This window comes from Pseudoxanthomonas daejeonensis, assembly GCF_010093205.1.
GTDB lineage: Bacteria > Pseudomonadota > Gammaproteobacteria > Xanthomonadales > Xanthomonadaceae > Pseudoxanthomonas > Pseudoxanthomonas daejeonensis.
In genome coordinates this window covers 59,464-72,156 of record NZ_PDWN01000006.1, presented here as the reverse complement: position 1 = coordinate 72,156, position 12,693 = coordinate 59,464, and the positions used below count along the sequence as shown (strand labels likewise).

Genomic DNA, 12,693 nt, shown 5'->3' with positions numbered 1-12,693 from the left:
GAGAGGCCTCCTTGATGGACAAGATGTTCTCAGAGCGAATGCGTCCGTTCTTGACCGCGGCACTGGTTGCGGTCGTCCTCTCAGGGTGCACTTCGCATGCGAAGCGCGGATCGGGTCCATCGAATCGCAGCCTCTCCCTGGCCGAGATTCTCGTTAAAGCGGACGATCCCGAATCCTTTGGCGCACTTGCCGAGTATCTGGGCGCGAAGGCTCCCTTCAGCGGGTCGACTGCCGAGCAGAGCTCTCCGGGCTTCATCCTGAAAAACCATGGTGAGATCGAAAGTGTCCAGATCGTCTCGTTTCGTAATGGCATACCGCGCGCCATAGCCCTACTCGCGGCTCCGGGTGACTGCATCGATCTCGATCGATTGAAGGCGGAGACCGGAGCCGGCAGAGGGCGTCCCTTCCACGACTCAGATCAGGATTTCTCTTACGTTTTCCTGTCGCAGGCTTCGGTGACTTTTATATCGCGTCCTCAGAGTCCGGCCTGCCTTGGTTCCATTCAATTGAAGAGGAACGATTGAGCGGGCGGGAGAACTGGGAAGGCAACCGGCGGCAGAGTGCACGTTTCCGGGTGACAGGCCAGGTCAGGACCTATCGAGCGCGACGATCCGTTCGAGGCAAGCTGTTTCGGGGGCACCCATGATTGTTATCCGCTGGCTCTCGTTCCATTTGGCAAATCGGAAGCCTCTCACGCCTGGATCATTCGCAAAGTAAAGACTGCCGTCGGCACCGAGCTGCCTGACATCGACGCACCGCTTCAAGTCCAGTGTCATGTCCACGAGAACAGGCTCGCCCGCGGCATTCTTCCGGACCCTCACAGAGACCTGGCCGCCGCCCCAAGGCTCCGGCGTGGATGTCCAGTCCCGGCCGTCCGGACCCGCGGGCGGGTGGAGCTGACCTGGATAAGCAGCAAGCAGCTTTCTGGGCGCATCTGCCAATTCACCATGTGCCAGGGAGTCGACGAGGGCCGCTGCTTGGTTGTCAGCGGCCGACGACGATTCCGCCAATGATTTGGAGTTCGTACACGACGCCGTTATTCCCACGGCGAGGACAAGGTAAGCCCCCTTGATTGTGTGCATCAGCCACCTCCGGATATCCGGGAAAACGGGGTCGATCCGCTATCGACGGCATCCTGCGGCATTCACTTCAGGCATGAGCAACAGCAGTAGATCTATGGAACAGAGCCGGCCAACACTGCATCCGTCGAGAGAACCACCTGTCGGATGAAGTGGATATGGCGACGGAGGTCGTCGCGGGATACGGCGTGCTTCGTGGGCGTGCCGCTCGCCGGCCGCCATGAGCGATGGGCGATATCGCCCCTCTTCTTGGCCAGAGCGTTCAGCTCGGTGCGGGCGGCTGCCGGTTCCATCATGTTCCACTTCCAGCTTTCGGTGATGTCGACGCCCAAGTACTTCTGGAACAGTGGGCGGACCCGGTCGGTGCTGGGCGTGTGGAAGTATTTCAGGTCATTGGACAGACTGTCGCGCATGAACTGGGCCAACTGGCCATTCCCGGTGCCGGCCACGGTCTCCACGGCCTCGACCAGCCGGTCCTCGAAGTAGGTCTCGAGCGCCGCCAGCGCCATGACCAAGCTGGCCCGTTTGAGGACTTCATTCTCGGGCGGCGGAGGCTGGGTATTGAGCTTGTCGAAGTGGTTGACCAGATCGACTGCATCCTGGATGGCGTGGTCGAAGGTCAGGCTGGCTTTAGATGGCATTGGCTCCCCCTTTCAGCCGATTGTGGCACCAGCCTGGGAAAACGGGGACAGGTTCACTTTTCGGCTTTGTGGAAATGAGATTGGCCAGCCGAGGCGGTTTCAGAGCCATGCTTACTGACTTGGCGCGATGGAGCTGAGTTTTCACTAGCCCGGCGTCAGGTCGACGCAGAAAATAACTCGGACGTCGGAGCTCTTTGCTCGGCCCGCAGAGCTCCGGGCTCCGACGATGGTGAAGATTTGTCCGGCGCCGGAGCTTTTTGCTCCGATCGCCGAGCTCGAAGCTCCGACGGCGGTGAAATTTTGTCCGGCACCGGAGCTTTTTGCTCGGACCGCCGAGCCCGGAGCTCCGGCGTTGATGAAAATTTGTCCGACGCCGAGGCTTTTTGCTCCGCGTGTGAGGCAAAAAGCTCCGTTTCTGTGGATAACCCGGGCTGCAGAAGGTTCCACGTGGCTTGCTGCCTCGAGGTTCCACGGGTGCCGGTCGATCCGCGCCCAGGGACGGCGCCGGAGCGAACGCCCGCTACCCGTCGAACGACGCCAGGATGGGGCACGGCCCGGAAGCCTCGCGGCTGCATTGCCGGGCGAGCTTCTGCAGGTAGTCCCGCGCACGCTCCATCTCGGCGATCTGCTCGTTGAGCCTGGCGATGCGGTCCTGGGCTAGTTCGCGTGCCCGCTGCCGGTCCTGGCCGGAATCCAGCGCCAGCAGTTCCCGGATTTCCTCGAGCGTGAACCCGGCCCGCTGCGCCATGCGGATGAAGCGCAGCCGGCGCACGTCCGCGTCGCCGTAGCGGCGGATGCCGTCGCCCTTGCCGGGCGTGTCGAGCAGTCCGCGGCGCTGGTAGAAGCGGACGGTCTCCACGCCGACGCCTCCGGCTTCGGCGAACTTCCTGATCGGCAGGTCCATGGGCTTGACTCCGTACTACGGTACGGCCACTAGGATACGGCGAGGTTGAACCAGGCACCCGCGTCGGGAGTACACACATGAACACTGCAGATCGCCCCAACCGCAAGCGCGCCACCCTGCATCGCATGGTGATGGAGCAGCATGTCTGTCCCTATGGGCTGAAGGCCCGGGACCTGTTGCGTCGCCAGGGCTTCGAGGTCGACGACCGCTGGCTGACCACGCGCGAGGCGACCGACGCCTTCAAGGCCGAGCACGGGGTGAAGACCACACCGCAGGTCTTCATCGACGGCGAGCGGATCGGCGGCTATGACGACCTGCGCCGCCATTTCGGCAAGCCGGTGGCCGACCCGGACGCGACCAGTTACCGGCCGGTGGTCGCCCTGTTCGGCATGACGCTGCTGATGGCGCTCGCCGCGAGCTACGCGGTCCACGGCACGCCCTTCACCGTGCGTGCCGTCGAATGGTTCATCGCCTTCAGCATGGCCGTGCTGGCGCTGCTCAAGCTGCAGAACATCGAGAGCTTCTCGACGATGTTCCTCAACTACGACCTGCTCGCCAAACGCTGGGTGCCCTACTCGTATCTGTATCCCTTCGCCGAAGGACTGGCCGGCCTCCTGATGATCGCCGGCGCGCTGACCTGGCTGTCGGTTCCGGTCGCGCTGTTCATCGGCACGGTGGGCGCGATCTCGGTGTTCAAGGCGGTGTACGTGGACCGGCGCGAACTGAAATGCGCCTGCGTCGGCGGATCGAGCAACGTGCCGCTGGGCTTCGTCTCGCTGACCGAGAACCTGATGATGGTCGCCATGGCGGTGTGGATGGCGCTGGGTGCATTTGGCGTGCTGCCTGCAGCGGCACACGGGATGTGAGCGCTGCACGCCGGCCACCCGCGTACACGGGCACGTAATCACATCGCGCCTACGCTCCATGCCTTCGGGCGGCCGCCGTCATTGCGCACGGTCACCGCACACCGACCCCATCGGCGCCGGCCGGCGTCCCACTGGAGAAGGCTCATGGCAGGGTTCGAAGGCAAGGTCGCGCTGGTCACCGGCGCCGGTTCCGGGTTGGGCGAGGCGATCGCCAAGGCGCTGGCGGCGCGCGGCGCGAAGGTCGTGGCGACCGACATCCACCAGGAGGCGGTGGAGCGGGTGGTCGGCGAGATCGTCGCCGCCTCCGGCACCGGTATTGCGATCCGCCAGGACACGGCGCGGCCCCAGGACAACGCCGCGGTGGTGGAGCGCGCGGTGTCCGAGTACGGCGCGCTGCATTACGCGGTGAACAACGCCGGCATCGGCGGGGCGCAGGCGCCGGTGGGCGAGCTGGACGTGGCCGACTGGCAGCGGGTGATCGACATCAACCTCAACGGCGTGCTGTACGGGATGCGTTACCAGATCCCGAAGATGCTGGAGGCCGGCGCGGGCGAGTGCGCGATCGTCAACATGGCCTCGATCCACGGCATGGTCGCGGCGCCCGGCAACAGCGCCTACACGGCCGCCAAGCACGGCGTGGTCGGGGTGACGCGCAATGCGGCCGCCGAGTACGGACCGCAGGGCCTGCGCATCAACTGCATCGGCCCGGGCTACATCGACACGCCGCTGCTCGATGCCCTGCCTGCCGAGCAGAAGGCGGCGCTGGTGGCCAAACATCCGCTGGGACGGCTGGGCCGGGCGGATGAAGTCGCCGCGCTGGTGGTGTTCCTGCTCTCGGCCGAAGCCTCGTTCATCACCGGCGGCTACTACCTGATCGATGGCGGCTATACGGTGGTGTGACGCCGAAGAGGTCCCGGAACGGCGTCATCTTCGACTGTCCGCACCGTCCGCACGGTGTCCGCTTTCGCGGACACGACTTGCGGCACATGGGTGGGGATTTTTGCGGCTCCTAGACTGCGCCGGACCTCACCCACACGGAGTGCATGCATGCGCAGGATGCAGGGCTGGATCGCGTTGCTGGTGCTGTTGGCCGCCGGGCCGCTGCGGGCGGCCGAAAGCTGCCCGGATACAAGCGAGCGCTTTGGCGATGCGCGCAGGATCGTGGCCGATCTCGGTCGCATCGTCGCGCCGGAGGGCGTGCAGGAAGCCTGGGCGCAGGACGCCGGCGGCATCGCCCAGTGGGTGACCGCGCGCGGGCAGGACCGCGCCAATCCGGTGATCCTGTTCGTGCATGGCGGGCCGGCCTCGCCGCTGACGCCGACGCTGTGGCAGTTCTCGCGGCCGCTGGATGAACACTTCACGCTCGTCACCTACGACCAGCGCGCCGTCGGCAAGACCTTCCTGCGCAACCCGCAGGCGACCATGCGCGCCAGCCTCGCGGAACTGGATCGGCAGGGCGTGGAAGCCATCGAAGACTGACGCAGGACGCGGTGTCTGACGTCACGACCCGTTCGTCGTTGCGCGGGCGGTAACCCCGAGGCCGGCATTGCGCCTGGCCCATCCGGCGCGACACGTGTTGGCCCCCGGGGGGCGCCGGAGCGCGCGGCGGAACTACTCCGCCGCCGTCCCGGCCGCCTTGGCGCTGGCCGCCGCCGCACCAACAGCGCGGTTGCGATCGTTGACCGACGCCTCGATCAGCGTCGCCACGCCACGCGGGTCCTCCTGCTGGGCCACGTGCCCGCCGGGGAAGGTGCGCATCGTCCAGCCGCGCGCATCGGCGTTCTGCCAGCTCTTGTCGGTCCTGGCGCGCTCCTCGATCTTCTGGTCCTTCGGCACGAAGGCCACGTACGTCACCGGCAGCGCCAGCGCGGCCGGATTGCGGTACGACACCGGCTGCTCGAAGCACTTGATCGACTGCTTGACGCTGTACGGCGGCTTGTCGCCGGGCTTGACCCACGGCACCTGCATGAAGCCGTCGCGGAAGCGGTCGGCCGGAAGCGGACCGCGGCTGCCGAACAGGTCCCAGATCGACTGGCCGTCCTGCGGCACGGCCGCATCGAGGAACACCACGTGGCGGATGCGCTCGGGGATCCGGTCCATCACCCCGGTGACCACCATGCCGCCGTAGCTGTGACCGGTGAGCACGACGTCGTGCAGGTCCTCGAACAGGATCAGGTTGACCACGTCGTCGATGTGGGTCTGCAGGTCGATGGCGGCGCTGTTGAGGTGCTCGCGCTCGCCCAGGCCGGTGAGGGTGGCGCGGTACACGGCGTGGCCGTCGTCGGTGAGGAACTGGCCGGTGCGCTTCCATTCCCAGGCGCCGGCAGTGGCGCCATGGACGAGGACGACGGTCTGCTTCGGCGCGGGCGGAGCGGCGTGTGCGGCGGTCGCAAGCAGGAACAGCAGGCCCAGGAGCAATGCCGTGGGCCGGAACGGGGGACGGAGCGGGCGGAAGGTCATCGGGGCATCCATCTGGCCGGAAGTCGGAGCCTGCAAGAGTGCCAGCCTGACGCGCGCCAACCCATGGCCAAACATGTCGTCCGCGATAACCGTTCCGGTATCCGAAACCGTGCGCTTGGACGGGGAAACGCTGCCCCGGTTCTTCGGCCGCTTCCCGCCCTCGCGCTACGTCACCTTCTTGAAGATGGTCACGCCGAGCAGGAACAGGACGGCCGCGATGACGAGCGCGGCGATGAACAGGAATTTCGCAATGCCCATGGCGCCGCCGGCAATGCCGCCGAAGCCCAGCACCCCGGCAATGAGGCCGATGACGGCGAAAATGATGGCCCACTTGATCATGGTGTTCTCCTGTCGGGGTGGCGCTCGGCGGCGAACGAGGTTGTGGATGGCATCGAGGCGACGCTGGAGGAGAAGCTAGGGAGTCGCGCGTCTTTCATCCGTGAAGCGGTGGCACGGGCGAGGGCATATCAGGCAGGTGCACTGGCGGTTTTCCGTATCGGTTCGGTACGCGCGTATATCTGATGCGCGGGGCTTCACGGCGCCTCCCGCCCGGGTCGCCTAGCGTGGTCGTCCAATCCCGACGGGAAACCCCGCCATGACCGACAACGCCGAACTTGAAAAGAAATTCTGGAAGACCCTGAAATCCGACATGACCGTGATGCTCGGCGTGGACGGGCTGGAGGGCGGCCACACCCGCCCGATGACCGCACAGCTCGAACACGACGAACGCGGGCCGATCTGGTTCTTCACCTCCACCGACAATGCACTGGTACGCCAGCTGTCCACGCCGCAGCGCGCGACCGCCGCTTTCGCAGGCAAGGGCCACCACCTGTTCGCCAGCATCGGCGGCATGCTCGTGGTCGACACCGACCGTGCGGTGGTCGAGCGCTTGTGGAATCCGTTCGTGGCCGCCTGGTACGAAGGCAAGGACGACCCGAAGCTGGCGCTGCTGCGCCTGGACCCGGACCAGGGCGAGGTCTGGCTCAACGAGAACAACCTGCTGGCCGGGGTGAAGATGCTGATGGGCATCGACCCGAAGAAGGACTACGAGGACAAGGTCGGCAAGGTCGATCTGCGCTGAGGTCGGAACCAAGGCGCCTGGTAGCGGAGTGCGGGTGCACCTTTGCGGAAGGTGCCTCGGCGACGGCGCGCGCCTTGTCCAGGCGGAGTATCTTCCGGTTCATCCGCCAGCCGCAGGAAGGATCGTCATGACCCGCTACCGCGCATGGGCCGCCGCGAAACCCGGTGCCGCCCTCGAACCCTTCGAATACGACCCGGGCCCGCTGGGCGCCGAGGACGTCGAGATCACGATCGAGCACTGCGGCATCTGCCACTCGGACCTGTCGATGCTCGACAACGAATGGGGCTTCACCCAGTACCCGTTCGTGCCCGGCCACGAGGCGGTGGGACGGGTCACCGCGCTGGGCGCGAACGCCAAGGGCGTGGTGATGGGCCAGCGCGTGGGCCTGGGCTGGAACGCACGCAGCTGCCTGCACTGCGATCCCTGCCTGGCCGGCAACCAGCACCTGTGCCGCGAGCTGCAGCCGACGATCGGCGGTCGCCATGGCGGCTTCGCCGACAAGGTGCGCGCGCACTGGGTCTGGGTGATGCCGATCCCCGAGGGCCTGGATCCGGCCGAATGCGGGCCGCTGCTGTGCGGCGGCATCACCGTGTTCGCGCCGTTGCGCGAACTGGGCATTTCGCCGACCGCGCGCGTTGGCGTGATCGGCATCGGCGGCCTGGGCCACATGGCGCTGAAGTTCTGCCGCGCCTGGGGCTGCGAGGTCACCGCATTCACCACCAGTGCGTCGAAGGAAGAAGAGGCGCGCGCGTTCGGCGCCCACCACGTGGTCACCACCGGCGATGCCGCCGCGCTGGAAAAACTCGCAGGCACCTTCGACCTGATCATCGACACGGTGAACGTGCCGCTGGACTGGAACGGCCTGCTCGCCGCGCTGGCGCCCAAGGGCCGGCTGCACGTGGTCGGCGCGGTGCTGGAACCGATCGCGGTGTCGGTGTTCCCGCTGCTCATGGGCCAGAAGTCGGTCTCGGCTTCGCCCACCGGCTCGCGCGGCGCGATCGACACCATGCTCGGCTTCGCCGCCCGCCACGGCGTGGAACCGAAGACCGAACACTTCCCGATGAGCCGCGTCAACGAAGCGATGGACCACCTGCGCGCCGGCAAGGCCCGCTACCGGATCGTGCTGGACGCGGATTTCAGCTGAGCGGGCAGGTCGCGGGGCAGGGGCGTACTTCTCCGGGCGCAGGGTCGTGCGGAAAGCCCACCCTGACCCCGGCCCCTGGTCCTTCCGGCCTGCCGGTGGTTTAGAGTCACCGCAGGCCGTCAGGGGGCGGAACGCGGGGAGCCGATGTCCGGGAAGATGCTGTTGGGCGCCATCGCTGCGCTCATGCTGTCGTCGTGTGCCACGACGTACTCGATCACGCCGGTCGATACCGGCGCTGCGATGGTCACTTATGGCAATGGCCTGCCGACCACGGACCTGGAGCGCGCCAACGGCGCCGTCCAGGTCACCCCGCTGGGCGTGGCGTCCAATGGCCGCCTGACCTTCGCGGTCGCCGGCTACAACAAGCTTGTCGTCCCCAGCGATTTCGGCCCGGAGCACTTCGCCGCCCGCGCCGGTGTCGCGGAGCTGCGGCTCTACACCTACGACCAGCTCGAACAGGAAGCGCAGAGCGCCGCGGCCTGGGCCGCGTTCGCGGTCGCGCTGACCGGTGCCGCCGCCGTCTACGCCGCCAACGACCAGGCCTGGCAGACCACGGACACCACGCTGTACACGCCCGACGGCGCCTACACGGTGAGCACCACCACCTACGATCCGGCGCTGGCCGCCGCGGGCACGGCCGCAGCGACGGCGGCGACGATGGCGGGCATCGACTTCGTCGGGCAGCAGCTGGATGCGGCCCGTGCGCGCCTCGGTGACACGATCCTGCAGTCGACGACCCTCGATCCGCAGCAGGCCTATGGCGGCTACATCGTGGTCGCCCGACCGAAGGTGCGGCCGCCCTACGTGGTCGAGGTGTCCGCCCGCTGGAACAACGAGGACTACCGCTTCCGCTTCAACGTCGCCAAGGTGAAATGAAGTCCTGCTGCTGAGCGAACCCGGCACTGCTGGGGGCCGGCGGCGTTCCGGATACGGCGGCCGTGGGAGCTCTTCGATGCCTTGCGCGCTACGCATCGAACCGGGTGACGCCGTTTCCATCTGCGCACCGGGCACGCCGCGTTGATCGCATCGCGGCGCACGAAACGGTCAGGTTCAGCACCCTCATCGCCGAAGGCGTTGTGCCACGCGCCAGGTGGGAAAACTCCACGCGCCGCGTCCGGACGACGCGTGCACACAGTCTGCGACGGCACCGCGGCACGCAATCCGCGCGCCGACAGGACAGTTCCTTGTGCAAAAAAATGTGCGCCGATTCTGGCCGGCCCATCCTGCCGCCGTCGTAAAGGGGACATGTGCATCCAAGGAGGAGAGCAATGGCACAGCTTCTATACATGGCGAGTTTCGAATCCGGTTCGGGTCCTGCGTTCGTGGCGCGGCATGGACAGACTGGCGCGCAGTACCAGGCGACCTTCGACGAGGTGGTGAAGCAGGGTTACCGCCCGGTCTGCATCAGCGTCGGACGCGATGGCTCCACCGCGCGCTACGCGTCCATCTTCCACAAGGTCTCGGGCGCGGGCTGGGTCGCACGCCACGGCATCAACGGCGCGCAGTACCAGGCTGCGGTCGACGAATGGGCGCCCAAGGGCTTCCGTCCGAAAAGCCTCTCCGCCGCCACCGTCGGTGGCAACACGCTGTTCGCCTGCGTGTACGAGCAGGGTGGCAGCGGCGAATGGGCCGCGCGCCATGGCCTGACTGGCGCGCAGTACCAGGCCGAATTCGACAAGTGGGTCGGCAAAGGATTCCGCCTGCGTGGCGTATGCCCGTATGCCACCGGCGCCGGCGTGCGCTACATCGCATGGTGGGAAAAGAGCACCGGGCCGGCGTGGGTCGCGCGGCATGGGCTCAGCGAAGCCGGCTTCCGCCAGGCCCACGACAGCCTCGCCGCGCAGGGCTATGACCTGGTTTCCGGTGGCGCCGCGCTTTCGGGCACGACCGATTCCTACGCAGGCCTCTGGGAAAAGCGCACCGCGACGTCCATCGGCCACCACGGCCAGACCGGCGGCGCCTACCAGGCCAACTTCGATGCGGCGATGGCGCAGGGCCGGCGCCCGGCGTTCGTCGCCGGCTACTGGGCCGAGCGACCGGTGGACGTGAACCTGCGCTTCCGCATCCAGCGCCAGCAGCAGTCGCAATGGTGCTGGGCGGCGGTCAACGTCAGCGTGCGCCGCTACTACCAGCCGGCGTCCACGCTGACCCAGTGCCAGCTGGTCAACACCCGGCCCGGGCGCAGCGGCTGCTGCACGAACGGCAGCAGCACCACCTGCAACCAGCCCGACGACACGTCCGGCGTGCTGGATGGACTGGGTCATCGCAATACGCATACCGATGGCATCGTGTCCTACGCCACGCTGCGCGACCAGACGGCTGCCGGGCGACCGCTGTTCATGCGCATCCAGTGGTCCGGCGGTGGCCGTCATGCCGTCCTCGCCACCGGCGTGGAAGATGGCGGTAACGTCATCGTCTGCGACCCGGGTGCGTCGAGCGCGGCGGACGCCAGCCTCGGCACCACCTCGGTGTGGGATTACGACACGCTGCAGACGGCGTACAACACCACTGGCAGCTGGATCGCCACCGCCACCACCGAACCCTGAGGTCGCTACGGAGAGCTGCCATGCCCATCACCCTCGCCACCCCGCCCGAAGCGGCGGCCGCCGAACTCGGCGAACGCCTGCCGCCGCTGGCCCGCTCGGCCGCGCTCGAAGCGCGCGCGCCCGCGATCGGCCGCGCTGCCGGCCGCTTCGAGCTCAAGGGCAACATGCGCGTCGCCCGCAGCCTGGCCGAGGTCGCCGATGCCGATGTCGTTGCCAGCCCGGTCTATGCGCTGGGCCTGGACCAGCTCGCCAAGGGCAAGCTCGGCGACGGCGCCAGACTCACCGCCTGGTCGTGGGTGATCGCGACCGAAGCCGGTGCCGTCTCCGCCGAGACGCTGGCCGAGACCAACCGCTTCGCCCAGATCACCAACGCCGCCAGCGCCGGCCGCTTCCGTCGCGCGCTGCTCGACATGGCCGCGGGCAATGCCGACGCGGATGGCGAAGCGGTGCAGCTGCGCATCCCGGCGCTGCACACCAGCCTTTTGTGGATCAAGGGCCGGCGCGAGGTGTACGAAGTGCTCGACACCAGCGTCGCAGGCCTGCAGACCGGTCGCCGCTACACCGCCGCCGAGCTGCTGAAGGTCCTCAAGCCCGAAGCCGAATCGCGCCTGCGCAACGACACCCTGGACGGCTGATCGAAGCCTCACAGGACGACGGCTCGAAACTGCGGGCGGAGCGTTCGTGCTCCGCCCTCCCGGACCGGTGCGCGGAACGCTCGACACCCATCCCCGGCGTCATTCCCCTCGCGCCAGCGTCTCCTCGATCGCACTGAACGACGAGTGCGTGCCCGGTCCGGGCTTGTCGTTGCCGGTGGCGAAATACACCACGCCGGTGCCGGCCTTGCGGTCCAGCCACAGGCCGGCGAGCAGGCCATAGGCATTGCCGCTGTGGCCCACGCGCGGTATGCCGTCGCCGAACGGATCATCGCCGCACCCGGGCAGGCCGGTCGCGAGCGTGTGCACGGCCAGGCCATAGCGGCAGGTGAAGCCGCCGCGGGCGCGGACCGGGTCGTCCTCTTCCCGGGTCAGGCCGTTGCCGCCGTCGAAGCTCCATTCCGGGCCGATCATCGCCGCGACCGACGCGGGCGTGAGCAGGCGCACGCCGTCCACTTCGCCGTCGCCCAGCAGCAGGCGGCCGATCTTCGACAGGTCGTTGGCCGAAATGCGCAGGCCGCCCTGCGGGCCGAACACGTTGGAACTGGTGCCCGCGCGCCACTGCGACAGGTCGCAGCTGCCGTCGCGCGCCTTGGTGATGCCGCAGGCCGGCTTGCGGCCCTGGTGGTCGTCCACCTGCGGCTTGCCGTCCGCATACAGCACTATCGCGCGCGCGGCGGTGGCGGCGTCGCAGCTGGGCCAGCCGTAGCAGGCATGCAGGCCGAGCGGCGCCAGCACCAGGCGCTGCATCAGCAGGTCGAAGCGTTCGGCGGTGGCGCGCTCCATCACCCCGGCGATGAGCGGGAAGCCGGCATTGGCATAGCGCCAGTAGGTGCCCGGCGCGTGTTCGGCGTCCCACGCCTTCGGGTCGTCGAGCAGGTCCTTGAAGTGGCCGTCGAACGGCACCTGCCAGTAGCCGGCGCCGTCGGTGAGGCTGGCGGTGTGCGAGAGCAGCAGGCGCAAGGTGATCGGCGTGTCGGGGAAGGCCGGATTGCGCACCGTGTAGCCCAGCGTCTTCGACACGTCCGCATCCAGGTCCAGCGTGCCGGCCTCGACCAGCCGCATCACCCCGATCGCCAGCACCAGCTTGGAGATGGAAGCGATGCGCACCGGGTCGTCGGCGGTGACGGCGCGTCCCGTGGACGGATCGGCCAGGCCGGTGACGCGCACATCGGTGGCGCCGTTGCGGTCGAAGGCGACGCGCACGGTGGCCACGGGCGTGGAGGACTCGTCGGCGAACGCTGGCGTGGCGGCCAGCAGGACGAGGCAGGCGAGGTGGGGGAGGCGGGCGAGGCGGCGCAGGAAAGGATTCATGGCAC

At 67.7% G+C, this 12,693-nt stretch carries 15 protein-coding genes; 9 read left to right on the top strand and 6 right to left on the bottom strand.

Annotated features, from left to right (window positions below; all coding sequences use genetic code 11):
- Positions 1–14 precede the first annotated feature (14 nt).
- A complete protein-coding gene (locus CSC65_RS07560; protein ID WP_162409952.1) occupies positions 15–524 on the top strand; it encodes a hypothetical protein in 510 nt (169 codons plus the stop codon).
- A gap of 63 nt (positions 525–587) precedes the next feature.
- Here CSC65_RS07560 and CSC65_RS07555 read toward each other — a convergent pair whose 3' ends face one another.
- The 3 genes from CSC65_RS07555 to CSC65_RS07545 form a co-directional block, all read right to left on the bottom strand.
- Positions 588–1,082: a hypothetical protein gene (locus CSC65_RS07555; RefSeq protein WP_162409951.1), complete on the bottom strand. Its 495-nt coding sequence runs from the start codon at positions 1,080–1,082 to the stop codon at positions 588–590.
- A gap of 92 nt (positions 1,083–1,174) precedes the next feature.
- Entirely contained in the window at positions 1,175–1,720 is a 546-nt protein-coding gene (locus CSC65_RS07550) for a HEPN domain-containing protein (RefSeq protein WP_162409950.1), read from the bottom strand.
- Positions 1,721–2,240: 520 nt separating this feature from the next.
- A complete protein-coding gene (locus CSC65_RS07545; protein WP_162409949.1) occupies positions 2,241–2,624 on the bottom strand; it encodes a MerR family DNA-binding protein in 384 nt (127 codons plus the stop codon).
- A gap of 77 nt (positions 2,625–2,701) precedes the next feature.
- Here CSC65_RS07545 and CSC65_RS07540 point away from each other — a divergent pair, with 77 nt between their 5' ends.
- From CSC65_RS07540 to CSC65_RS07530, 3 genes are all read left to right on the top strand, one after another.
- A complete protein-coding gene (locus tag CSC65_RS07540) occupies positions 2,702–3,490 on the top strand; it encodes a glutaredoxin family protein (RefSeq protein WP_162409948.1) in 789 nt (262 codons plus the stop codon).
- Between the two features lie 144 nt (positions 3,491–3,634).
- A complete protein-coding gene (locus tag CSC65_RS07535; protein WP_162409947.1) occupies positions 3,635–4,390 on the top strand; it encodes an SDR family NAD(P)-dependent oxidoreductase in 756 nt (251 codons plus the stop codon).
- Positions 4,391–4,537: 147 nt separating this feature from the next.
- Positions 4,538–4,969, top strand: a complete 432-nt coding sequence (locus tag CSC65_RS07530) for an alpha/beta fold hydrolase (protein WP_162409946.1) — start codon at positions 4,538–4,540, stop codon at positions 4,967–4,969.
- Between the two features lie 132 nt (positions 4,970–5,101).
- On the opposite strand, the gene CSC65_RS07525 is transcribed toward CSC65_RS07530, so the two are convergent.
- Both CSC65_RS07525 and CSC65_RS07520 read right to left on the bottom strand, forming a co-directional pair.
- The gene (locus CSC65_RS07525) at positions 5,102–5,950 is read right to left on the bottom strand and encodes an alpha/beta fold hydrolase (RefSeq protein WP_162409945.1); all 849 of its coding nucleotides are present in this window, start codon (positions 5,948–5,950) and stop codon (positions 5,102–5,104) included.
- 165 nt (positions 5,951–6,115) lie between these two features.
- Positions 6,116–6,289 (bottom strand): DUF1328 family protein, encoded by a 174-nt coding sequence (locus tag CSC65_RS07520; protein WP_162409944.1) that lies wholly within the window; start codon positions 6,287–6,289, stop codon positions 6,116–6,118.
- A 256-nt stretch (positions 6,290–6,545) separates the two neighbouring features.
- Between CSC65_RS07520 and CSC65_RS07515 the strand changes: the two genes are divergently transcribed.
- The 5 genes from CSC65_RS07515 (at position 6,546) to CSC65_RS07495 (ending at position 11,356) form a co-directional block, all read left to right on the top strand.
- Positions 6,546–7,031 (top strand): pyridoxamine 5'-phosphate oxidase family protein, encoded by a 486-nt coding sequence (locus CSC65_RS07515; protein ID WP_162409943.1) that lies wholly within the window; start codon positions 6,546–6,548, stop codon positions 7,029–7,031.
- 127 nt (positions 7,032–7,158) lie between these two features.
- Positions 7,159–8,175 (top strand): NADPH-dependent aldehyde reductase Ahr, encoded by a 1,017-nt coding sequence (ahr, locus tag CSC65_RS07510; RefSeq protein ID WP_162409942.1) that lies wholly within the window; start codon positions 7,159–7,161, stop codon positions 8,173–8,175.
- Positions 8,176–8,319: 144 nt separating this feature from the next.
- On the top strand, positions 8,320–9,051 hold the full coding sequence (locus tag CSC65_RS07505) for a hypothetical protein (protein ID WP_162409941.1): 732 nt from the start codon (positions 8,320–8,322) through the stop codon (positions 9,049–9,051).
- Between the two features lie 392 nt (positions 9,052–9,443).
- Positions 9,444–10,721, top strand: a complete 1,278-nt coding sequence (locus tag CSC65_RS07500) for a papain-like cysteine protease family protein (protein ID WP_162409940.1) — start codon at positions 9,444–9,446, stop codon at positions 10,719–10,721.
- Between the two features lie 20 nt (positions 10,722–10,741).
- Positions 10,742–11,356 (top strand): hypothetical protein, encoded by a 615-nt coding sequence (locus tag CSC65_RS07495; RefSeq protein WP_162409939.1) that lies wholly within the window; start codon positions 10,742–10,744, stop codon positions 11,354–11,356.
- Between the two features lie 99 nt (positions 11,357–11,455).
- Here CSC65_RS07495 and CSC65_RS07490 read toward each other — a convergent pair whose 3' ends face one another.
- Positions 11,456–12,688: a serine hydrolase domain-containing protein gene (locus CSC65_RS07490; protein WP_162409938.1), complete on the bottom strand. Its 1,233-nt coding sequence runs from the start codon at positions 12,686–12,688 to the stop codon at positions 11,456–11,458.
- Positions 12,689–12,693 lie beyond the last annotated feature (5 nt).

What these genes read in the sequence shown, in the direction of transcription:
- CSC65_RS07560 (WP_162409952.1), top strand. Translation starts at nt 15, where the DNA reads ATGGACAAGATGTTCTCAGAGCGAATGCGTCCGTTCTTGACCGCGGCA.
- CSC65_RS07555 (WP_162409951.1), bottom strand. Translation starts at nt 1,082, where the DNA reads ATGCACACAATCAAGGGGGCTTACCTTGTCCTCGCCGTGGGAATAACG.
- CSC65_RS07550 (WP_162409950.1), bottom strand. Translation starts at nt 1,720, where the DNA reads ATGCCATCTAAAGCCAGCCTGACCTTCGACCACGCCATCCAGGATGCA.
- CSC65_RS07545 (WP_162409949.1), bottom strand. Translation starts at nt 2,624, where the DNA reads ATGGACCTGCCGATCAGGAAGTTCGCCGAAGCCGGAGGCGTCGGCGTG.
- CSC65_RS07540 (WP_162409948.1), top strand. Translation starts at nt 2,702, where the DNA reads ATGAACACTGCAGATCGCCCCAACCGCAAGCGCGCCACCCTGCATCGC.
- CSC65_RS07535 (WP_162409947.1), top strand. Translation starts at nt 3,635, where the DNA reads ATGGCAGGGTTCGAAGGCAAGGTCGCGCTGGTCACCGGCGCCGGTTCC.
- CSC65_RS07530 (WP_162409946.1), top strand. Translation starts at nt 4,538, where the DNA reads ATGCGCAGGATGCAGGGCTGGATCGCGTTGCTGGTGCTGTTGGCCGCC.
- CSC65_RS07525 (WP_162409945.1), bottom strand. Translation starts at nt 5,950, where the DNA reads ATGACCTTCCGCCCGCTCCGTCCCCCGTTCCGGCCCACGGCATTGCTC.
- CSC65_RS07520 (WP_162409944.1), bottom strand. Translation starts at nt 6,289, where the DNA reads ATGATCAAGTGGGCCATCATTTTCGCCGTCATCGGCCTCATTGCCGGG.
- CSC65_RS07515 (WP_162409943.1), top strand. Translation starts at nt 6,546, where the DNA reads ATGACCGACAACGCCGAACTTGAAAAGAAATTCTGGAAGACCCTGAAA.
- ahr (WP_162409942.1), top strand. Translation starts at nt 7,159, where the DNA reads ATGACCCGCTACCGCGCATGGGCCGCCGCGAAACCCGGTGCCGCCCTC.
- CSC65_RS07505 (WP_162409941.1), top strand. Translation starts at nt 8,320, where the DNA reads ATGTCCGGGAAGATGCTGTTGGGCGCCATCGCTGCGCTCATGCTGTCG.
- CSC65_RS07500 (WP_162409940.1), top strand. Translation starts at nt 9,444, where the DNA reads ATGGCACAGCTTCTATACATGGCGAGTTTCGAATCCGGTTCGGGTCCT.
- CSC65_RS07495 (WP_162409939.1), top strand. Translation starts at nt 10,742, where the DNA reads ATGCCCATCACCCTCGCCACCCCGCCCGAAGCGGCGGCCGCCGAACTC.
- CSC65_RS07490 (WP_162409938.1), bottom strand. Translation starts at nt 12,688, where the DNA reads ATGAATCCTTTCCTGCGCCGCCTCGCCCGCCTCCCCCACCTCGCCTGC.